This window comes from Cupriavidus sp. CER-90, from assembly GCF_057652055.1.
Genome location: NZ_JBYGYM010000001.1, coordinates 519,463 through 540,603, shown reverse-complemented (window position 1 = coordinate 540,603; position 21,141 = coordinate 519,463). Strand labels below are relative to the sequence as shown.

The 21,141-nt window shown below is 65.9% G+C and carries 19 protein-coding genes and 1 riboswitch; of the genes, 9 read left to right on the top strand and 10 right to left on the bottom strand.

Annotated elements, in window-relative coordinates; all coding sequences use genetic code 11:
• Positions 1 to 1,287, top strand: a complete 1,287-nt coding sequence (locus tag AC24R4_RS02410; protein ID WP_487522141.1) for an SEL1-like repeat protein — start codon at positions 1 to 3, stop codon at positions 1,285 to 1,287.
• A 92-nt stretch (positions 1,288 to 1,379) separates the two neighbouring features.
• Here the strand turns inward: AC24R4_RS02410 and AC24R4_RS02405 are convergent, their stop codons facing one another.
• The 4 genes from AC24R4_RS02405 to AC24R4_RS02390 all read right to left on the bottom strand — a co-directional run bounded on the left by AC24R4_RS02405 (position 1,380) and on the right by AC24R4_RS02390 (position 5,724).
• Entirely contained in the window at positions 1,380 to 2,735 is a 1,356-nt protein-coding gene (locus AC24R4_RS02405) for a GntP family permease (RefSeq protein ID WP_400394171.1), read from the bottom strand.
• Between the two features lie 155 nt (positions 2,736 to 2,890).
• Positions 2,891 to 3,283 (bottom strand): RidA family protein, encoded by a 393-nt coding sequence (locus AC24R4_RS02400; RefSeq protein ID WP_153947994.1) that lies wholly within the window; start codon positions 3,281 to 3,283, stop codon positions 2,891 to 2,893.
• 69 nt (positions 3,284 to 3,352) lie between these two features.
• Positions 3,353 to 4,816 (bottom strand): N-acyl-D-amino-acid deacylase family protein, encoded by a 1,464-nt coding sequence (locus tag AC24R4_RS02395; RefSeq protein ID WP_400394174.1) that lies wholly within the window; start codon positions 4,814 to 4,816, stop codon positions 3,353 to 3,355.
• A 2-nt stretch (positions 4,817 to 4,818) separates the two neighbouring features.
• Complete coding sequence (locus AC24R4_RS02390; protein WP_400394175.1) at positions 4,819 to 5,724, bottom strand: MurR/RpiR family transcriptional regulator; 906 nt, start codon at positions 5,722 to 5,724, stop codon at positions 4,819 to 4,821.
• A 124-nt stretch (positions 5,725 to 5,848) separates the two neighbouring features.
• Between AC24R4_RS02390 and AC24R4_RS02385 the strand changes: the two genes are divergently transcribed.
• From AC24R4_RS02385 to AC24R4_RS02375, 3 genes are read left to right on the top strand one after another with little or no spacing between them, the layout of a single operon-like run.
• Complete coding sequence (locus AC24R4_RS02385; RefSeq protein WP_400394177.1) at positions 5,849 to 7,117, top strand: amino acid deaminase; 1,269 nt, start codon at positions 5,849 to 5,851, stop codon at positions 7,115 to 7,117.
• Between the two features lie 17 nt (positions 7,118 to 7,134).
• A complete protein-coding gene (locus AC24R4_RS02380; RefSeq protein WP_400394179.1) occupies positions 7,135 to 8,070 on the top strand; it encodes a sugar kinase in 936 nt (311 codons plus the stop codon).
• A gap of 58 nt (positions 8,071 to 8,128) precedes the next feature.
• A complete protein-coding gene (locus AC24R4_RS02375) occupies positions 8,129 to 8,770 on the top strand; it encodes a bifunctional 4-hydroxy-2-oxoglutarate aldolase/2-dehydro-3-deoxy-phosphogluconate aldolase (RefSeq protein ID WP_400394181.1) in 642 nt (213 codons plus the stop codon).
• 137 nt (positions 8,771 to 8,907) lie between these two features.
• Here AC24R4_RS02375 and AC24R4_RS02370 read toward each other — a convergent pair whose 3' ends face one another.
• The 5 genes from AC24R4_RS02370 to AC24R4_RS02350 all read right to left on the bottom strand — a co-directional run bounded on the left by AC24R4_RS02370 (position 8,908) and on the right by AC24R4_RS02350 (position 13,052).
• Positions 8,908 to 9,039, bottom strand: coding sequence for an entericidin A/B family lipoprotein (locus tag AC24R4_RS02370; RefSeq protein ID WP_066740471.1), 132 nt, complete (start codon positions 9,037 to 9,039; stop codon positions 8,908 to 8,910).
• A 143-nt stretch (positions 9,040 to 9,182) separates the two neighbouring features.
• On the bottom strand, positions 9,183 to 10,517 hold the full coding sequence (locus tag AC24R4_RS02365) for a GGDEF domain-containing phosphodiesterase (protein ID WP_487522140.1): 1,335 nt from the start codon (positions 10,515 to 10,517) through the stop codon (positions 9,183 to 9,185).
• 467 nt (positions 10,518 to 10,984) lie between these two features.
• A complete protein-coding gene (locus tag AC24R4_RS02360) occupies positions 10,985 to 12,298 on the bottom strand; it encodes a hemolysin family protein (protein WP_400397253.1) in 1,314 nt (437 codons plus the stop codon).
• A 110-nt stretch (positions 12,299 to 12,408) separates the two neighbouring features.
• On the bottom strand, positions 12,409 to 12,756 hold the full coding sequence (locus tag AC24R4_RS02355) for a HigA family addiction module antitoxin (RefSeq protein ID WP_153947986.1): 348 nt from the start codon (positions 12,754 to 12,756) through the stop codon (positions 12,409 to 12,411).
• Positions 12,753 to 13,052: a type II toxin-antitoxin system RelE/ParE family toxin gene (locus tag AC24R4_RS02350; protein WP_487522139.1), complete on the bottom strand. Its 300-nt coding sequence runs from the start codon at positions 13,050 to 13,052 to the stop codon at positions 12,753 to 12,755. Before AC24R4_RS02350 ends, AC24R4_RS02355 begins: the two co-directional genes overlap by 4 nt.
• 189 nt (positions 13,053 to 13,241) lie before the next feature.
• On the opposite strand from AC24R4_RS02350, the gene AC24R4_RS02345 reads away from it, so the two are divergent.
• From AC24R4_RS02345 to AC24R4_RS02335, 3 genes are all read left to right on the top strand, one after another.
• Positions 13,242 to 14,111 (top strand): helix-turn-helix domain-containing protein, encoded by an 870-nt coding sequence (locus AC24R4_RS02345; protein ID WP_400396806.1) that lies wholly within the window; start codon positions 13,242 to 13,244, stop codon positions 14,109 to 14,111.
• Between the two features lie 108 nt (positions 14,112 to 14,219).
• A riboswitch (FMN riboswitch) is annotated at positions 14,220 to 14,382 on the top strand.
• A gap of 126 nt (positions 14,383 to 14,508) precedes the next feature.
• A complete protein-coding gene (gene ribB / locus AC24R4_RS02340) occupies positions 14,509 to 15,195 on the top strand; it encodes a 3,4-dihydroxy-2-butanone-4-phosphate synthase (RefSeq protein ID WP_487522138.1) in 687 nt (228 codons plus the stop codon).
• 188 nt (positions 15,196 to 15,383) lie between these two features.
• Positions 15,384 to 15,953, top strand: a complete 570-nt coding sequence (locus tag AC24R4_RS02335; RefSeq protein ID WP_487522137.1) for a surface-adhesin E family protein — start codon at positions 15,384 to 15,386, stop codon at positions 15,951 to 15,953.
• Between the two features lie 59 nt (positions 15,954 to 16,012).
• Here the strand turns inward: AC24R4_RS02335 and AC24R4_RS02330 are convergent, their stop codons facing one another.
• On the bottom strand, positions 16,013 to 16,414 hold the full coding sequence (locus AC24R4_RS02330) for an RT0821/Lpp0805 family surface protein (RefSeq protein WP_153947981.1): 402 nt from the start codon (positions 16,412 to 16,414) through the stop codon (positions 16,013 to 16,015).
• A gap of 568 nt (positions 16,415 to 16,982) precedes the next feature.
• Between AC24R4_RS02330 and AC24R4_RS02325 the strand changes: the two genes are divergently transcribed.
• On the top strand, positions 16,983 to 18,500 hold the full coding sequence (locus tag AC24R4_RS02325; RefSeq protein WP_153948071.1) for a glucan biosynthesis protein G: 1,518 nt from the start codon (positions 16,983 to 16,985) through the stop codon (positions 18,498 to 18,500).
• On the top strand, positions 18,473 to 21,079 hold the full coding sequence (mdoH, locus tag AC24R4_RS02320) for a glucans biosynthesis glucosyltransferase MdoH (RefSeq protein ID WP_400393952.1): 2,607 nt from the start codon (positions 18,473 to 18,475) through the stop codon (positions 21,077 to 21,079). Before AC24R4_RS02325 ends, mdoH begins: the two co-directional genes overlap by 28 nt.
• Positions 21,080 to 21,141 lie beyond the last annotated feature (62 nt).

Sequence of the window (21,141 nt, the reverse complement as noted above, 5' to 3'; positions counted from 1 at the left end):
ATGTCGATATCGAATCGCTGTCTGCAACCCGTCGTCAGTCTGGTTCTTCTCGCGGGCTTGCTGGGTGCCTGCTCGAGCCAGACCACCGAATATCCGCCGTTGCCAGATGTCAGTGCCGTCCGGACGGATCTCGCCTTCACATGCGCACATGAGGCCAATGTCCTGCCGCCACTGGACGGCGGTGCTGATGCGCTATTTCACTACGCTCGATACTTGCAAAAGAAGCAGGGGCCGAAAGATTATGAGCAGATGGCGGTCTACTATCGTATCGCGGCAGCGCATGGCCACTACAAGGCAAACCGGAATCTGCAGAATTTGCTGGCTTACGGTCAGGCATATTCACCGTTTCGGTCCAAGGAGGTGATCTATCTTGCCAATCAATTAATTGAACTCGGAGTACCTGGCGGATACTACGATATTGGTCACTATCTGGAAATCGGTTATGGGTTGAAGCAGGACAGGGAGATGGCGCTGCGCTTCTTTCGAAAAGCGGCGGATTTAGGCAGCCCTGACGCCCAGTTCTATGTCGGAGAGTTGCTTGCACCCTGGGACAAGGCCCCGGAAGTTTCCGAGCAGATGTGGCAGTGCGCCTCGGACCAGGGATTCGCCAAAGCTTCGCGGATGCTTGGGGTGCGCCTGCAAACCAAAGGGGCATACAACCCGGCGGTCGCGGCCTTTCAGCAAGGCACCATGGCCGGGGACTCGCTGTCTGCGCTCGCATTGGAGCACGGATTTGAAGGGCCTCCACAGACTGACAGACTCTATTACCTTTCATTGAAAGCAGATCCGGAGCGTTCCCTTCGATACAAGCAGATCGGAAAATTCCTAGATCGTTACGAACACCTCAACCCCAAAGTCCCCGACATCGACCTGATCGTCCCGTTGCCGCCGGCCAAGCTGCCGCCGTGGGACGGCACATTCCAGTGGGTACGGGAGCATGACGCTGCAGTGCCGCCCGAGAAGCCGTCCGAGGAACTGGTCAATCGTCTGAGCCAGGCAAGGAATCTCGATCCGGCCACTGGTTTGCCGCTGCCGCCGCCACCGAAACTGCCGTTGGGGACCCGCGCCAAAACCGGTCAGCCTTGTCCGGAAAGCGGTATCTGGTGCGTGCCGGAGGCTGCAACGGTATTTGCCGGGGCAACTCGGCATTTCCGCAAGGGTGACGTCCTGCCGGAATTCGAGATGCCCAAGCCTCGCCGGCTGTCATGGCTGGACGACCTGCTGGGAGAGCGGGTTGTGTACTGGAACGTGTCGTGGAAGCTGATGTCGTACGACGAGAAGGGTTGAAACTTTCGCAGTCTGACTGTCTTGGGTGATATGGCCCGCCGGCCACGACAGGCGTGGGGAAGGCCACACCTGTTCGATGGCCGGCAACCACCTTACACCACCGTTGCCAGCGCCAGCGTGAACAGCAGGGCCACCACCGAGATGATTGTTTCGGCCACCGACCAGGTCTTGAAGGTCTGGGCCACGGTCATGTTGAAGTATTCCTTGACCAGCCAGAAGCCGCCGTCGTTCACGTGCGACAGGATCAGCGAGCCGGCGCCCGTGGTCAGCACCAGCAGTTCGGGGCGGGTGCCCGGCACGCTGGCCGCGATCGGGGCCACGATGCCGGCTGCCGTGGTCATGGCCACCGTGGCCGAGCCCGTGGCGATACGGATCATCACGGCGACGAGCCAGCCCAGCACCAGCACCGACACATTGGCGTGCGTGGCCACGTCGACGATGGCCGTCGAGATGCCGGAATCGCGGAGCACGCGGCCAAAGCCGCCGCCGGCGCCCACCACCAGCGTGATGATGGCCGTGGGGGCCACGCACTCGTTGGTGAACTTCAGGATCATTTCACGCGTGAAGCCGCGCGCCTTGCCGAACGTATAGAAGCTGAACAGCGTGGCGATCAGCAGGGCCATCACCGAGTTGCCGATCAGTTTCAGGACGTCGTTGGCAAACGTCTTCGGCGTGGCGATCAGGTCGGCCCAGCTGCCGATCAGCATCAGGAACACCGGCAGCAGGATGGTCAGCACCGTGATGCCGAAGCCGGGCAGGTTGCCCTTGGCCGTGGACGCTTCCTCGGTCAGCTGCTCGGCCAGCGGGTTCACTTCGGGCAGCTTCACGTGCTTGTCGATTAGCTTGGCGAACAGCGGGCCGGCGATGATGGCGGTAGGCACGCCGACGATCAGCGCGTACAGGATGGTGTGGCCCATGTCGGCGCCGTAGGCCTGCACGGCCAGCAGCGCGGCCGGGTGCGGCGGGATCAGGCCATGCACCACGGACAGGCCGCAGACCATCGGAATGCCGACCAGGATCATCGACGTGTTCGTGCGCTTGGCCACGTTGAACGCGATCGGAATCAGCAGCACGAAGCCCACTTCGAAGAACACCGGCAGGCCGACGATGAACGCGATGACCACCATGGCCCAGTGCACGTTCTTCTCGCCGAAGAAGTTGATGAGCGTCAGGGCGATGCGCTCGGCGCCGCCCGATTCGGCCATCATCTTGCCCAGCATGGTGCCAAGCCCGATCACCAGCGCGATATGGCCGAGCGTGCCGCCCACGCCGGCTTCGAACGACTTGACGATGTCACCCATCGGCATGCCCACGGCAAAGCCCAGGGCCACCGACACCACCACCAGCGTGATGAACGGGTTCAGTTTGAACTTGGCGATCAGAATCACCAGCGCGATCACGGCGATCAGCGCGTAAATCAAGAGCGTGGTTCCGGTAACGGCACCCATGTCTCGTCTCCTTGTGGCGGTTGCCGCCCGGCCGGACGGTCCGCTTCCGCTATGAAAATGCCGCGCGTGCCCGGGGTGTCCGGTATCTGGCGGCGGGTTGATGAAGCCGGCCGGCCATCGGTTGGCTCACCGATGCCGGCCGGCGGGGGTGCGGCTCACGCCGCGGGTTTCTTGTAGGCGATGCAGTCCACTTCGACCTTGCAGTCCACCACCATGCTCGACTGCACGCAGGCACGCGCGGGCGGATTGGCGCCGAAGTATTCCTTGAAGATCTTGTTGAACGACGGGAAGTCGCGCGCATCGTCCAGCCAGACGCCGCAGCGCACCACGTGCTCTGGGCCATAGCCGGCCTCGGCCAGGATGGCCAGCACGTTCTTGATGGCCTGGTGGGTCTGCGTGACGATATTGCCTTCGACCACCTCGCCATCGACCATCGGCACCTGGCCGGACACGTACAGCCAGCCGTCGGCCTGTACCGCGCGCGCGAACGGCATGTGCGAGCCGCCCTGGCCCGTGCCGCCTTCGACGCCGAATCGTTTGATATCCATGGGAACTCCTGTTGTGCCTGATATGGGGTTGATGCGGTTGATGCGGTAGATGCGGTTGTTCTGAGGGATTCAGGGCTGCGGCCGCGCGTGGCGCGGCAGGAAGCGGCCGGCGCGCACGCCGGTGGCCGCACGGTGCTGCCAGGTCAGCTCGCCGTTGACCCAGACCGCCGCAATGCCTTCGGCCGGCTGCATCGGGTCGGTGAAGCTGGCGGCGTCGCGAATGGTGGCCGCATCGAACAGCACCAGGTCGGCCCAGTAGCCTTCGCGCACGAAGCCGCGGTCCTGCAGGCCGAAGCGTTCGGCGGACAGGCCGGTCATCTTGTTGACGGCCACGGCCAGCGGAAACAGTTCGCGGTCGCGCGCGTAATGGCCCAGCACGCGCGGGAACGCGCCCCACAGGCGCGGATGCGGCAGCGGATCGTTGGGCAGGCCGTCGGACCCAACCACCGTGGCCGGATGGCTGAGGATGCGGTCCACATCGGCGTCTTCCATGCAGTGGTAGACGGCGCCGGCCGGCTGCAGGCGGCGCGCGGCCTCCATCATGTCCACCTGCCATTCGGTGGCGATATCGGCCAGCAGGCGGCCGCCCATGTCGGGGTGCGATTCGGACCACGTCACCTGGATGTCGAAATCGCTGGTCACCTGCTTGAGGTCCAGCGTCGACGAACTGGCCGTGTACGGATAGCAGTCGCAGCCCACCGGCTGCCAACGCTGCGCGGCTTCCAGCGACTGCAGCACCTCGCCGCTGCGGCCCCAGTTCGGCACCCCTGCGCATTTCAGGTGCGAGATCACCACCGGCACGCGCGCATGGCGGCCAATGCGGTACGCCTCGTCCATGGCATCGAGGATTTCGGCGAATTCGCTGCGCAGGTGCGTGGCGTATAGCGCGCCGGCATCGGCCAGCGGTTCGGCCAGCGACAGGACTTCGTCCGTCGGGGCACTGAATGCGTTGGCGTAGGCCAGCCCCGTGGACAGACCCAGCGCGCCGTGTGCCAGGGCGTCTTCGAGTTGCGCGCGCATGGCCGCGATCTCGTCGGCCGTGGCGGCGCGGTCGAAGCGGTCCATATGGTTGCTGCGCAGCGCCGTGTGGCCCACCAGCGCGGCCACGTTGACCGATGGCCGCGCCGCGTTGACGGCATCGACGTAGGTCTTGAAATCGGGATAGCGGAACGCGTCGGCGCGGCCCAGCAGGTTCATCGGGTCGGGCGGGTCGCCGGCCAGCGTCACCGGCGCCGCGCTGATGCCGCAGTTGCCGACGATGACCGTGGTCACGCCCTGCGAGATCTTCGGCGTCATCGCCGGATCGCGCACGACATTGGTGTCGTCGTGCGTATGCACGTCGATAAAGCCCGGTGCCAGGGCCAGGCCGTGGCCTTCCACGACACGCGAGGCGGTGTCGGGATCGATGCTGCCGGCTTCATCGATGCGGGCGATGCGCCCGTCGCGGATGCCGATGTCGGCCATGCGCGCCGCGCTGCCCGAGCCGTCCAGCAGCATGACGCAGCGAATCAGGGTATCGAACAGGTGTGGCATGGTCAGTCTCCCAGCGGCTGGCGGCTGTCCGGGCCGTCGCTGTCATGGCTGACGCCGCGATGGGCGTCGAGCACGTATTTCAGGCGGCGCAGCTTTTCCTTGCTCTGGTCCTGCTGGAGCATCGCGCACTGGGTGGCCAGCACATCCACCACCATCAGCATCGCGTAGCGCGACGCCGACGGCTTGAAGATGAAGTCCGTCTCCAGCGTCCGCACGGGCAGCAGCACGTCGGCGCGCGCCGCCAGCGGCGACCCCAGCGCCGTCACGGCGATCAGCCGGGCACCGTACTCGCGCGCGATATCGCAGCTGGCCAGCATCTCGGGCACGTTGCCGCTGGCGGAAAACGCCAGTACCACGTCGTCCCGCGACAGCGTGGCGGCCACCATCTTCTGCAGCAGCGCGTCTTGATACGTCGCCACGGGCTGGCCCAGCCGCGCCAGCCGATAGCGTGCCTCGTCGGCCATGAACGTGGAGCCGCCACCCATGCCGAAAGCGTAGACCATGCGTGCACCGAGCAACAGCCGCGCGGCTTCGGTCATCCGTTCGGGATCGATCAGCTTGCGGTTGACTTCCAGCGTCGTCAGCACGTCGGTGTGGATGCGCTCGGCCATGGTGGCCGGCGAGGCGTCGTCGGCCAGCGCGGGGGCAGGCTGCAGGAACCGTGTGCCTACCGCGGTGGCCTGGGCCAGGCGCAGCTTCAGGTCGCGCACGTCGCGGCAGCCGATGGCCTTGGCAAAGCGCGTCACGCTGGCCTCGCTGACGGCGGCCTTGCGCGCCAGTTCGTTGATGCTGGTGGCCGCCGCGCCGGCAAGGTCCTCCAGGATCACTTGCGCCACCTTTTGCTCGGCCAGCCGCAGTGACGGGCCGCGCTCGGCAATGCGGGTCAGGATGTCGAACGGTGCGGTCATGGCGGATGGCGAGGGCTGGCAGGCCGCTGGGCCGACACAGCATGTTACTTTATAACAAGGATGAAATATCGTAGTTTCAAGGCTATGATTACGTCAATTGAATTTTTACAGGGTGATGTCAGCCATGCGTGAAACAAAGTACCAGACCGGCATGATCGATCCGCTGAACAAGGCCCTGGGCCGTCTGGACGCACCGCTGACACCGGCCGAAGCCGGTCAGCCGGGCTGGCATCTGCTGCGCGAGGAACTGAGCCTGCCGGCCGCCGTGCTCTACGAGGACAAGCTCGTTCACAACCTTCAGTGGATGAGGAAGTTCATGGGTGCCTATGGTGTGCAGTTGGCGCCGCATGGCAAGACGACGATGGCGCCGAAGCTGTTTGCACGCCAGCTTGCCGAAGGCGCGTGGGGCATCACGCTGGCCACGGCGCAACAGACTGCGGCCGCCGCCGCGCACGGCGTGAAGCGCGTGCTGATGGCCAACCAGCTGGTGGGTCGGCGCAATATGGAAATCGTGGCCGATCTGCTACGCGATCCTGGCTTCGAGTTCTTCACGCTGGTGGATTCGGCGGCCCTGGTCGACCAGCTTGGCGCGTACTTCCAGGCCCGGGGGCAGACGCTGCAGGTGCTGCTGGAACTGGGCGTGGAAGGCGGCCGCACCGGCGTACGCGACGCCGCGCAGCAGGCCGAGGTGCTGCAGGCACTGTCGCGCTGGCCTGACGCGCTGTCGCTGGCCGGCGTCGAGATCTATGAGGGTGTGCTGCAGCAGGAGGCCGAAATCCGGCGGTTCCTGCAGCGCACCGTGGCCGTCACGCGCGAACTGGCCGCCGCCGGCCGCTTCGGCCGCAGTCCCGTGGTGATGTCGGGCGCGGGCTCGGCATGGTACGACGTGGTGGCCGAAGAATTCGCCCGGACCGATATTGGCGCGCCCATCGACATCGTGCTGCGCCCCGGCTGCTACCTGACCCACGACGTGGGCGTCTACCGGGCGGCACAGGAGCGTATCCTGGCCAGCAACCCGGTGGCGCAAAAGATGCGTGAGGGCCTGCTGCCGGCGCTGCAGCTGTGGGCCTATGTGCAGTCGATTCCCGAGCCCCGGCGCGCCATCATCGGCATGGGCAAGCGCGACGCCGCGTTCGATGCCGGCATGCCGATTCCGGCGCAGATCTATCGCCCCGGCGCCCCCGCGCCCGTGGCGGCGCCGGCCGAATGGAAGGTGACCGGCATGATGGACCAGCACGCCTACCTGGAAATCGCCGCTGGCGACGACATTCGTGTCGGCGATATGATTGCCTTTGATATCTCGCATCCCTGCCTGACGTTCGACAAGTGGCGCCACATCCCCGTGCTGGATGGCCAGTTGCGCGTTATCGACATCGTGCAGACGTTCTTCTGAAAGAGAGGCGCGCGTTCATGAGTATCGACATCCTTGCCTACGGCGAACCGCTGGTCGAGTTCAACCAGCAGCCCGATGATCCGGCCCGCTACCTGCAGGGTTTTGGCGGCGACACCTCCAACTTTGCGATTGCCGCCGCGCGCCAGGGCGCGAGCACCGGCTACATCAGCGCCGTGGGCGCCGACAGCTTTGGCGAGCGGCTGCTGGCATTGTGGACGCACGAGCGGGTGGACACGCGGCACGTCAGCATCAATGCCGCGGCCCCCACCGGCGTCTATTTCGTTTCCCACGACAATCACGGCCATCGCTTCGACTACCTGCGCGAAGGGTCGGCGGCCAGCCGGTATCACCACGAACAGCTGCCGTTGGCGGCCATTGCGCAGGCGCGCTATCTGCACCTGTCGGGCATCAGCCTGGCCATCAGCACGTCGGCCTGCGACGCCGGCCTGGCGGCGATGGAGCATGCGCGCAAGGCGGGCGTGCAGGTGTCGCTGGACACCAACCTGCGGCTGCGCCTGTGGTCGCTGGCGCGGGCGCGCGGCATCATGCGCGAGGCGTTCTCGATGACGGATATCTGCCTGCCGAGCTGGGACGACATCACCGTGCTGACCGGCCTGGATGACCGCGATGCGATCGTCGACCACCTGCTGGCCTGCGGCGTGAAGGTGGTGGCGCTGAAACTGGGCGAGGAGGGCAGCTACGTGGCCACGCCCGAGTCGCGCACGCTGGTGGCGCCGTATCCGGTCCGGCCGCTCGATGCCACGGGCGCGGGCGACTGCTTTGGCGGCAGCTTCGTGGCGCGTCTGGCCGCGGGCGCCGATCCGTTCGAGGCCGCGCGCTATGCCAACGTGGCGGCGGCGCTGTCGACCACCGGCTACGGCGCGGTGGCGCCGATCCCCACCGCCGAAACGGTGCTGGCCCGCCTGGAGCGGGGCGTTTCGGTCATCGCCTGAACCGGCCCGGGCATCCCGGGTCTGACGGCTCAGGACAATGAACATTGTGAATACTGTCATGCAAATCCAACCTTCTCCGCTGATCGAACGCCTGACCAACGTGCCGGTGATTCCGGTGCTCGAATACCACTCGGTGGACGATGCGCTGCGCATCAGCGAAGCCCTGGTCGAGGGCGGCCTGCCGATGCTGGAAATCACGCTGCGCACGCCGGTGGCGCTGCAGGCCATGGAGGCCGTGGCCAAGGCGTTGCCGCAGGCTGTGGTCGGTGCCGGCACGGTGCTCACGATCGAACAATTGCGCGCGGTGCGTGACGTCGGCGCGCAGTTCGCCGTGTCGCCGGGGCTTACGCAGAAGCTGGCCGATGGCGCCCAGGGCGCCGGCATGGCGCTGCTGCCGGGCGTGGCGACGGCCAGCGAGGCGATGTTTGCGTTGGAGTGCGGGTTTTCGTTCCTGAAGTTCTTCCCGGCGGAGGCTGCCGGTGGCGTGCCGATGCTGAAATCGCTGCACGGCCCGTTGTCGCAACTGAAGTTTTGCCCGACGGGTGGCATCGACCTGGCCAAGGCATCCACCTACCTGGCGCTGCCCAATGTGGTATGCGTAGGTGGCTCGTGGGTGGTGCCGAAGGACGCCGTGGCAGCCAGGGACTGGGCGCGCATTCGCAGGCTGGCCGAAGAGGCGGCGCAACTGCGCAAACCCTGAGTCAAGGCGGTGAGACGGCGCTGGCGGTAAGAATTACAAAGCCGGCGCGATGGCGGGCGAGAACACTGCAAAGCAACAAGGGCGCCACTGGCGCCCTTGCATGCATCGCGGGGTGGTGGCGATGACGAAATGGGAAATTACTTCGATTTCTCGGCCGAATTCTCAAGCTTCTGTCCACCCTTCTGGACATCCTGCCCCAGACCGGACATCGTGTTGCAGCCTGCGAGCAGCGTGGCAACCAGCACGCACCAGATCCATCCTTTTTTCATCAGAGGCTCCTTTCGGGGGATAGTAAGAAGTGGGCACAGTGTATCGTCGCCCCGATCCCCGCCGATGCAGGATGTGTGCCTATTTGGCGCTACGAAGATGTCTGACAGACAAAGCCCGACAGCGGCACCTGGGGCTTCGCGGCTCAGGGCTTGAGCAGCAGGCGGGCACGTTCGGTGACGGCGGCGTGCGTCTGCATGAGCCACGGTGCCGGAAACGGTTGCGCCAGCAGGAAGCCCTGCATGGTGTCGCAACCCCAGCTGCGGATCACATCGAGCTGCGCCTGGGTTTCCACGCCCTTGGCACAGACCGCCACCCCGCGCGCCTTGGCCCACTCGCAGGCCCGGCGCAGGCTTGCCGCCATGTCGGGCTTCTGGCTGGCATGGCCGAGATGGCGCGCGTCGAGCGTCACGATATCGGGCTGCACCAGTGAAAGCGCCCGCAGGCTGGCCGCCGAATCGGTAAAGTCCGCCAGCGCGATACCCACGCCGCCATCGCGCAGGCGCCGGGCCTTGTCGGTTGCCTCGGCGGGGGGCACGATATCGACCGGCACCTCGACGCAGATCTGTCCAGGCCTGACGTGATGGGCGTCGATGGCCCGACGCAGCATGCAGATCGTGTCATCGGCCTGAAGCTGGGAGCTGGTGGCCAGCAGCGTGAACTGCAGGGGCCCCAGCTTTGCCGTATCGCGCAACAGCTGCAGCAACTGCTGGAGCGTCCAGCCGCCAATCACATTCATCAGACCCAGGGCTTCGGCGGCCGGCAGGAAGTCTTGCGGCGCCACGCGACCCAGAACCGGGTGCTGCCAACGCAGACGCACCGTATAGGCGGTGATCGCGGCGGTGGCCAGCGACGCACGCGGCTGCAGTTGCAGGCTCAGTTCGCCACGTTCGATGGCGCTGGGTAATGCCGCCAGCAGTGTTGCCATGCGCGGCGTGGCAGGGCGGCTGGCCGTGCCGATGCCGGCGCCACCCCGACGGTTGACCTGCAGCATGGCGTCGAAAGCCTGCTGCAGCAGCCGTTCGGTGCCGGTGTCGGGCTCGTCGACGGCACTGCCGATGCTGCACGACAGGTACGCTTCGAAGCCGCCCACCTGGAAGGGCCGGCCGAGCTGGCCGGCCACGACCTCGCTTAGCGAATGGGCGCTTTCGGCGCCGTCGGGCAACACGCAGGCCACGCCAAGATCGGCCGGCCCCAGCCATTGCATGGCCACCGGCATGCTGGTCACCGAAGTGACGCGGGACTTCACCTGGGCGCGGAGGTCGTGCGCGCGCTGCGGCCCGATGCTTTCACAGGCGTGGGCGAAGCGGTCGAGCCGGATCACCATCACCGCCAGCAGGTGGGCCGGACCGAAGTGCGCGCGGTGTTCTTCCAGCGCGGCCAGAAAGGACACCGGCTGGATGGCCTTGGAGGGTGGGTCGGCAGGTGACCCGCTACCACCGACGCCGGGCGTCGGCGTGTCTTTGGTGTCAGGATCCATCTATTACCCGTGCTGGCAGCGAGTTCATTTGTGCATTGGCCGCCCGCGATACATCGGACTGCATTCCCGTTCATGCGTGAAGGCGCGCGTTCCACATCCGACAAGCGCGCTCGTTTTCATTATTTTTATGATGACGCGGCCCGTCATCTAAGTGGTACTACTTAGTTGTCGCGCCGCATAGCTGAGATCATACGGCAGTGACGAACAATTTCGGAGAACGCCGATGTTGGCGTGGCGCGTGCGGCGCACACGTTTTGATTTCAAACAACGCTCTCAATTGTCGCTACCTTTGTTATCTTGACCATCGAGGGCGATTGGCGATAAAAGGCGGCCGCGCAATGGCGCCCGAAGTCGGCCGTGATGGCCGTCCCGCCAAGGAAAAAGGGCAAAGAAAAAGGGCAAACAACAACAGCAAACAACAACGGGCGCATGGTGCGCCCGTTGTTGTTTCATTTTGTCGGCCGGTCTCAGCCGGTGGTCTCGGACTCCGGGCCGTCTTCCGGCGGCACTCTGGAGGCCAGCACCTTGTCGATGCGTTTGCCGTCCATGTCGATGATCTCGAACTTCCAGTCGTGCCACTGGACCGTATCGGCCGTTTGCGGCAAGCGGCCCAGCAACAGCAGCAGCATGCCAGACAGCGTGTGATAGCGTTCCTTGTCTTCTTCAGGGACGGCGCGCAGGCCCGTGCGGTCCTTGAGTTCCGGGATCGGGATCAGGCCGTCCAGCAGCCATGAGCCATCGTCACGCTGGATGGCCCATTCCTCGCCAGCCGTTTCCGTCTTGAACTCGCCGGTGATGGCCTCGATCAGGTCCTGCAGCGTGACCAGGCCCAGGACCTCGCCGTATTCGTCGATCACGAACGCGATCTGGCCGCCCGACGACCGGAAGTTCTCCAGCAGTTCCATGCCGGTCACGCTTTCCGGCACGAACACGGCGGCCTGCAGTACGGCGGTCAGGTCGGCCTTTTCCCCGCGCAGGCGGCGGGCCAGCAGCTGGCGCGCGCTGACCACCCCAAGGATGTCATGCATGCCGCCGCGCACCACGGGAAAGCGCGAATGATCCGATTCCTCGATGCGGCGCAGGTTTTCGTCCTCGGAGGACTCGACGTCGAGGTAGACCACGTCGCCCCGGGGCACCATCAGCGAGGCCAGCTGACGGTCGTCCAGCCGGAACACGTTACGCACCATCGTGTGCTCGTGGCGTTCGATCACGCCGGCTTCGGAGCCCTCCACCAGCAGCGCGTGGATCTCCTCCTCGGTCACGGCCGGGCCGCGATCGGACTTCACGCCCAGCATGCGCAGCACCAGTTGCGTGGAGCCGGACAGCAGCTTGACGAACGGCGTGGACGCCACGGCCAGGATCGAAATCGGGCGCGCGGCCAGGCGGGCGATGGTTTCCGGTGCCATCTGGCCCAGGCGCTTCGGCACCAGTTCGCCCAGCACGATGGAGAAATAGGTCAGGCCCGCGACGACGATGGCGGTGGCCATGTAGCCCGCCGTGGTGGACGAGATACCGAAGCCTTGCAGCCATACGGCGAGCGGGGCGGCCAGCGTCGATTCACCGACCACGCCGTTGAGCACGCCGATCGACGTGATGCCGATCTGCACCGTGGACAGGAAGCGGGTCGGGTCCTCGCCCAGTTTGACCGCCTCGATGGCACCGCGGTCGCCCGCTTCGATCTGGCGCTGCAAACGGGCCTTGCGGGCTGTCACCAGCGCGATTTCGGACATGGCGAATAGGCCGTTCAGCAAGATCAGCGCCAGCAGTATGGCTATTTCCATCAGGATGCGCGCCCTGTGCGCGCGGGAATTGAAAAGTCAGAGCATACCATCCGCATGTGACGCCGCATCGCCGCAGTGGCGCAGACATCACCCGAATGGGTGTGCAGGAATCATGCCGTGATCGGCTGGACGTCCCGTTCGATCGCCGCGCCGGCATAGGCCTGGGCCATGCGTAGCGCATGGTTCGCTTCCAGCCGCACCCAGAACTCGGCCGAGGTACCGAAAAAGCGGGCCAGCCTTAACGCGGTTTCAGGCGAAATGGCGCGTTCGCGCCAGAGAATGCCCTCGATCCTTGTCACCGGCACGCGCAGCGCCACGGCCAGCGCGCCCGCCGACAACGCGTTGGGCACCATGAACTCATGCAACAGGATATCGCCGGGCGGGGTAGGCGCCACGGGGTCGCCGGTGACGTAGCTGCTGAAGTCGCTGCGCGACAGGTCGTCTCGCTTGAGGCTCATGCGTCCTCCTCGTCGGCCGGGCACTGCGCCACTTCGACATCCCAGGCTTCGCCGTTCAGGAAGCGGAAACAGAGATGCCAGTCGCCCTCGATGCGGACGCGCCACAGGCCGCGGCGCCGGCCGCGCATCGGCTCCAGTTCGTTGGCCGGCGCGGCGGCCAGGTCAGGCGGGCACACGGCGGCGTCCAGCATGGCCAGCTTGCGCATGGCGCCGGGCTGGATGGCGAGCGGCAGGGTGTGAACGGCATGGCCGCAGAACAGCGCGGCCGTGGTCTTGTTGGCAAGGGAACGGATCATGGTCGGCCCGCATCGGGGTAGCGGGAGGCAAAGGGAAAGTGGTCATGCTAGGCGGGACGGGGCGGAATCGAAATGCGACGAATCTGAAAGAGGTTCGATCGACGTCTGAATGGCGTGCGCGCGGTTGAATGGCGGCGATTACCTGGCAGGTAGTCGTGCAACGTCCGGCCATGTGCTGTAATGCGGCACATGGAAACGCTCACGCCTGGCTCCGAAGCCGCCATCGACTTTCCCGGACTCCTGCGCTACTGGCGCAGCAAGCGCGGCTACAGCCAGCTGGCGCTGTCGCTGGCGGCCGGGGTATCCCAGCGCCATATCAGTTTTCTCGAATCGGGCCGTGCCCGGCCCAGCCGCGAGATGGTGCTGGCGCTGGCAGACCGGCTCGGCGTGCCGCTGCGCCAGCGCAACCGGCTGCTATTGGCCAGCGGCTATGCGCCGGCCTACAGCGAAAACGCGCTGGGCGCGCCCGCGATGCAGATGGTGCGTCACGCCATCTCGCTGATCCTTGCCAAGCAGGAACCGTATCCGGCCGTGGTGCTGGACCGCTTCTGGCATCTGGTCGATGCCAACCAGGCGTACCGGCGCATGCTCGAACAGCTGCTGGGCAGTCGCCAGCCGGCCACGCTGGACGGTGAAGGCGGACGCGTCAACCTGATGCTGGCGGTGTTCGACCCGAACGGGCTGTGGCCGGTGCTGGAAAATGCGCGCCAGGTGGGCCGCTACCTGCTGCGCCGCGTCTGGCAGGAGCTGCAGGTGCAGGCGCATGACCAGACCGCGCGGGAGATCTTTCGTCGCATTGCCGAATGGCATCCGGATCTGGTAGGGCCGGGCGGCGTGCTGCTGGTGGAGGACGACCCGGCGGACGGGCCGCTGCCGCCCGTGCTGCCGGTGGTGGTGCATGCGGGGCGCTTCCGCGCGTCGCTGTTTTCCACGCTGACCACGCTGGGCAATCCGCAGGACGTCACGCTGCAGGAGCTGAGAATCGAGTGCTTCTATCCGGCCGACGATGCGACCCGTGACCTGTTCGAGGCGTTGGCGGCGGCGCCAGGCCGTCCGTAGCCGGCAGGATCGCCGCCGAGAGATCCTTCCACATCGCAGTTCAGCCAGAAAAGCACAGTCGTGCTAACATCGCCCGGCCGTCGTGGCTTGCAGGCTGCGGCGGCATCGTTACGTCTTCAGGGCGGGGTGCAAGTCCCCACCGGCGGTATGTGGCCACTGTCGAAAGACAGGCGCGCCACGAGCCCGCGAGCGCCCGCATTCCCGTGCGGGGTCAGCAGACCTGGTGAGAAGCCAGGGCCGACGGTCATAGTCCGGATGAAAGAAGATGGGCGGAATCCGCATGGCCTGCCCACGCGCGAACGGCGCTGTCCGTCCGCGCGGGCGGAGCGTTGTGCGGACGGCCGCTGATCGTTCCCCTGAAACGCCCATGAACTGTATTGCACGGAGCGTTTCACCCATGCTGACTCTCAATCAAGACCATCTTTCCGACCTGCCCTCTGGCGATATTGCCATGGCCGAAGCCGACCCGCGTCCGCTTGCCGAGCGCATCGCACAGGCGCTGGACGCCATGCGCGAGGGGCGTCCCGTCGTGCTGCTCGACGATGACGACCGCGAGAACGAGGCCGATCTGATCCTGGCCGCCGAGCGCCTGACCCACGCCAACATGGCGATGATGATCCGCGAATGCAGTGGCATCGTCTGCCTGTGCCTGACCGCCGACAAGGTGCGCAAGCTGGGTCTGCGTCCGATGGTCGAGAACAACCGCAGCCAGTACGGCACCGCGTTTACGGTGTCGATCGAGGCGCGCGAAGGCGTGACCACCGGCGTCAGCGCGGCCGATCGCATCACGACGATCCGCGCCGCCATTGCCGACGATGCCGGCACCGATGCGGTGGTCAGCCCGGGGCACGTGTTTCCGCTGGTCGCCGTGGACGGCGGCGTGCTCAAGCGCCGAGGCCATACCGAAGGCTCGGTGGAACTGGCGCGCATGGCCGGCCTGTCGCCCGCGGCGGTGCTGTGCGAGCTGATGAATCCCGATGGCACGATGGCGCGCCGCCCCGAGGCGCTGGCCTTCGCGCACAGGTACCAGCTGCCGGTGCTGACCATCGCCGACCTGGTGGCGTGGCGCGAGCAGCAGGGCTGACGCCGCAACGCTGAAGGACGGCGGGACTGATCCAGCGCAAGCCAGGCGCGAATATCGCGCGAAACCGCCAGTTGCCAATGGCGGTTTGGCGCGGTTTCAGGCGCTTTCCTGCGCGGCGGGGTGTCTTCCGGGGCGCGTGCTGTGCGAAAATCGTGGGCTTCTTCCCGTCCTTACGAGGGTACCTCCCGATGTTTTTCCGCATGTTCGCACGCACGGCCCTGCTCGCCGGTGCGTGTTTCAGCATGGCGGCGCAGGCCGAGTCCAATGGCGCGCCGTCCCTCGCCAATCCGCCTGTGCGCGCGGCCGCGGCCAGCGGCCTGTACCAGTGCCAGGGGCCCAATGGCGGCACCATCTTCCGTGGCGCGCCGCGTGAAGGATGCACACAGGTGGTGTCTCCCGATCCGGGGGCGCCCGACCCGCAACGCTGGCTGCCGCTGATGGGCGCCAATGGCGTGATTTCCTATCTGGACCAGACGTCGATTCGCCGGCGCGGATCGGAGGTGGGCGTCGCGCTGGTGCACAACGCGCCGCCGGGCGTGATCAAGACCGCCAGCGGCGACACCATCCGCTCGTCGCTCAAGCGCATGGTGCTCAACTGCGCCACATCCATGTATGCCGTGATCGAGCAGACGCTATATGCCAAACGCTATGCCCGAGGCGACTCGCTGTATACGATCCGCGGGCCTCAGGCTGGCATGCCGCAGCAAGCGGTGTCCGGCACGCTGGCGGGCGACCTGATGACGCGCCTCTGCCACTGAGCAGGCCGCTTCAGGCACTGATGCCTGACCGCGGCCGACACCGGCGGTTTGTCGCGGCTTCAGTCTTCGACGTGCCGCGCTTTCCAGGTGCCGTTCGACTGCTGGCAGAACCAGCCCGACCAGGCCTCGGTGGCGCTGCCACGCTTGAGGTCGGACTTGAGCCGGCGGCACTTCTGGCCCTGGTCGGTCTTGGTGGCGATCGGGCTGATCGTGCCATCGACGGCCTGGCGGCGGTTCTCGGCCGGGTAGTGCCATTCCACCACCTGGTTGTCCTCGGTGCTATTGAGCGCCTTTCCGACGGATTGCTGCAGCGAGGCCGCTTCCTTCTTGGTCAGCGTGCCAATGATGCTGCCGGACAGATACGTCTGGAAATAGGCGAAAGCGGGTTGCGCGGTGCCCAGGAGCAGGGCGCAGCCCAGGCTGGCGGCCAGGGCCGGACGGGTTAGGCGCCGAACGTGCATGACGATTCCTTTTGGCTGAAACAGCGGATGGATAACGTTGGCGATTGTAAGCGCAGTGCATCGGAATGCACAGCCGGGCGATCCTACGGCACCCGGCAGTCGCCTGCCCGGCGTCGGGTGGACTCCCATTTCACCCTCACGGCACCATCGTGGCGCCGTCCGATGGATGACCTATGCTTGACATCAGCCTCGCAGCCCGCGCGCGAGGCGCCTTCGAGCCGACAGGTGAGACATTTTGTTGCAAACGTTGCCGTGACGAAACGTGACTTTTAAGTCTCGAATTGTTAAGGTTTCGCCTCGCATTGCAACAATTTCGACATGCGTACGTTGCGTTGGGCGCGACTGCACCGATGTTTGATATCGGCGCCGCGCCTGGTGCGCCGCACGCTGGTCCGTCTTTTGCTGTAGCCAATCGTTGAAGTTTCCTGACGTATTCCGGGGCGGCCGCTTCGTCCGGCTGCCTGCTTCCCCGCCAAACCTGTCCACGGCCTTCATGTCCGCATATCCGACGTCGTTCCTGCCGATCCAACGCCCGACCGCCGCGCCAGCGCGCCGCTTATCCGGCCGGATGTCAGGGATGGGGCGCTGGATTGGCGGCGGCATGCTGGCCTTGCTGGCGCTGACCGCCCACGCCTTCGATTTCGAAACCGTGGCCGCGCGTGCGCGCCAGCTCTCGGCATCGCCGTACAAGCCGCCCAAGGCGCAGGAACTGCCGCGCGAGCTGAAGGAACTGACCTACGAGCGCTATCGCGAGATCGAATACAAGCCCGAGCGATTTGCCTGGCGCGGAGCGCGCCTGCCGTTCGAGATATCGTTCTTCCACGAGGGTATGGTGTTCGACCAGCCCGTGCGGATCAACGAGGTGGTCAGCAACAGCGTGCGCGAATTCCGCTTCGATCCCGCGGCGTTCAACTATGGCTCGCACAAGGTGGACCCCGCCAAGCTCAAGGGCCTTGGGTTTGCCGGCTTTCGGCTGATGTACCCGCTGAACCAGCAGGGCAAGCGCAAGGACGAACTGGCGTCGTTCCTGGGGGCCAGCTACTTCCGCGCGTTGGGCAAGGACCAGTGGTACGGTCTGTCGGCGCGCGGCCTGGCCGTGGATACGGCGCTGAACTCCGGCGAGGAGTTTCCGCGCTTCACCGAATTCTGGATCGAACGGCCGTCGGCCAACGACAAGCAGCTGACCATCTATGCGCTGATGGATTCGCGCCGCATGAGCGGTGCGTACCGCTTCGTCATCAAGCCGGGCAACGAGACGGTGATGGAGGTCAAGTCGCGGCTGTTCCTGCGCGAGCACGTGACCAAGCTTGGCCTGGCACCGCTGACGAGCATGTATCTGTTCGGCGAGAACCAGCCGTCGGCCACCACCGACTTCCGCCCCGAGGTGCATGACTCCGACGGACTGTCGGTGCAGCTCGGCACCGGCGAGTGGATCTGGCGTCCGCTGGTCAATCCCAAGCGCCTGCTCGTGACGTCGTTCGCCGCGAACAATCCGCAGGGCTACGGCCTGATGCAGCGCGACCGCAGCTTCGACAACTACCAGGAAATCGGTTCCTGGTACGAGCGCCGCCCGAGCGGCTGGGTCGAGCCCCGGGGCAACTGGGGGTCGGGTCGCGTGGAGCTGGTGCAGATTCCGACGCCGGACGAGACCAACGACAACATCGTGGCGTTCTGGGTGCCGGACAACCCGCCCAAGCCGAAACAGGCTTTCGACTACGAGTACCGGCTCAAGTGGCAGAAAGACGGCGAGAACCTGCCGCCGATGTCGTGGGTCACGCAGACGCGTCGCGGCCAGGGCCTGACGCGCAAGGCGGACGACACCAGTTTCTCGCTGGTGGTGGATTTCGAGGGACCGGCGTTCAAGAGGCTGCCCGAAGAGGCGCGCCTGGACCCCGTGGTATCGGCGGACGCCAATGGCGAACTGCTCAAGACAACAGTCCAGCGCAACGAGGCCACTGGTGGCTGGCGCATGACGATGTTCATGCGGCGCAAGGACGAGAACAAGCCGGTTGAGTTGCGCGGCTACCTTCGCAACGGCAATACAACCCAATCCGAAACATGGAGCTACATCTTACCCCCCGGCTAAAGCAGCGCCCGGCCCAGGCGGCGGCAGCATGCGAGCGCTATGTCGACCGCCTGCCGGCTTCGCCCGAACTGCGTAGCGAGCTGCTGGCCGATACCCCCAAGTCGCTGATGTCCAGCGTGCCGGCCGAGGGTATCGAAGTGCCGTCGGCCATGATTGAACTGCAAACGCGCCTGGCCGGCCGCGACCCGAAGGACAAGGAAGCTCCCGATTTGAATCACGGCAACGCCCCGGGCGGGCCCACCTACGCATCGGTGGGCCGTCGCTTTGCGATGGCCTATGGCAACCCGCAGGTGGACGGCCAGCCGCTGCTGCAGCGCAACGACGATGGCACCGTGCGCGTGCATACGGGGCCGGAGCCCGAGCGCGCGTCGATGGTGCCGCGCCAGTGGCCGCCACATATCGTCTGGGGCGGCATCCGCAATGCCTGGCGCAAGATGCTGGGCCGCCCGCCCGTGCCCGAGACCTGGGACACGCTGCACGACGGCCCCGACGCTGAAGGCAAGTGGCACCCGGCCGGTTCGCACCGTCGCTGGTTCCTGCTGGCGCTGGTGGTGGGCCAGACCGTCATGGCCACGTATTTCATGTCGCGTGTGCTGCCGTACCACGGCGCCGATCCGCTCGAAGTGGCCATCCTGACGCTGTTCGCGATCCTGTTCTCGTGGGTCTCGGCCGGTTTCTGGACGGCGATGATGGGCTTCCTGGTCCTGTTCAAGGGCGGTGACAAGCATCTGATTTCGCGCAGCGCCGCCAGCGATGCGCCGATCGACCCGTCCGCGCGGACGGCGATCATCATGCCGATCTGCAATGAAGACGTGACGCGCGTCTTCGCGGGCTTGCGCGCGACCTACGAGTCGCTGGAACGCACGGGCGAGCTGCAGCATTTCGATTTCTTCGTGCTGTCCGACAGCGGCAATCCTGACCTGCGCACCGCCGAGCACGACGCCTGGATCGAACTGTGCCGTGCCGTGGGCGGCTTCGGCCGCATCTTTTATCGCTGGCGCCGTCACCGCGTAAAGCGCAAGACCGGCAATGTGGCCGACTTCTGCCGCCGTTGGGGCAGCAAGTACCGCTACATGATCGTGCTGGACGCCGACAGCGTGATGAGCGGCGACTGCCTGGCCACGCTGGCCCGGCTGATGGAAGCCAACCCGGGCGCCGGCATTATCCAGACCGCGCCGCTGGCCGTGGGCCGCGACACGCTCTATGCCCGCGTGCAGCAGTTCTCCACGCGCGTCTATGGTCCGCTGTTCACGGCCGGGCTGCACTACTGGCAGCTTGGCGAGTCGCACTACTGGGGCCACAACGCCATCATCCGGATCAAGCCGTTCATGGAGCACTGCGGCCTGGCGCCGCTGCCCGGCAAGGGGCCGTTGTCCGGCGAAATCCTGTCGCACGACTTTGTCGAGGCCGCCATGATGCGGCGCGCGGGGTGGGGCGTGTGGATTGCCTATGACCTGCCCGGTTCGTTCGAGGAATTGCCGCCGAACCTGCTGGACGAGGTCAAGCGCGACCGCCGCTGGTGCCAGGGCAACCTGATGAACTTCCGGCTGTGGATGAAGCAGGGCTTTCACGCCGTGCACCGCGCCGTGTTCCTGACCGGCATCATGGCCTATGTGTCGGCACCGCTGTGGCTGCTGTTCCTGCTGCTGTCCACCGCCGCGCTGGCCAAGCATGCGCTGGTGCCGCCCGAGTATTTCACCAAGCCATACCAGCTGTTCCCGACCTGGCCCGAATGGCATCCGGAAAAGGCGCTGATGCTGTTTTCGGCCACGGCGACGCTGCTGTTCCTGCCGAAGCTGGCCAGCGTGATCCTGCTGCTCAAGGATGCGAAGCAGTACGGCGGCGTGGTGCGCCTGTTCCTGAGCATGCTGATCGAGATGACGCTCTCGGCGCTGCTGGCCCCGACGCGCATGCTGTTCCATACCAAGTTCGTGATCGCCGCGTACAGCGGCTGGGGCATTTCGTGGAAGTCGCCCCCGCGCGAGGATGCCGAAACCACCTGGGGCGAAGCGTTCCGCCGCCACGGCTGGCACACGGTGCTGGGCCTGGTGTGGGGCGCCGGCGTGTACTGGCTGAGCCCGGGCTTCATCTGGTGGCTGCTGCCGATCGTGGGCTCGCTGGCGATGTCGATTCCGCTGTCGGTGATGCTGTCGCGCGTATCGCTGGGCCGTGCCGCGCGACGCGCGGGCCTGTTCATGATCCCCGAGGAAACCTATGTGCCGCGCGAGATCGTTGAAACGCAGCAGCATGTGGAAAACGCCCAGGAAACGCCGCGCTTCGTCGATGCCGTGGTCGATCCGGTGACCAACGCGCTGATGTGCGCCACGGCCACGCCGCGTACGGTACAGCCGGAGCCGGCCAGGCTGCAGCATGCGTCGCTGGTGCAGCACGCGCTGACCCATGGCCCCGGTTCGCTGTCGGCGGCACAGAAACACGTGCTGCTGGGCGATCCGTTCGCCCTGTCGAAGCTGCACGAACTGGTCTGGGGGTCGCCGCTGGCCGATGCCGCCTGGAAGGAAACGCGGGTGTTGCTGCGCCGCGCCCCCAACGTGCTGCCATTGCGGCCAAGGGTGGCGTGACCGTCGGTCCGCACCATCAAGAACGGCAGGCCCCAGGGCCTGCCGTTTTTTTTGCCCGTTTC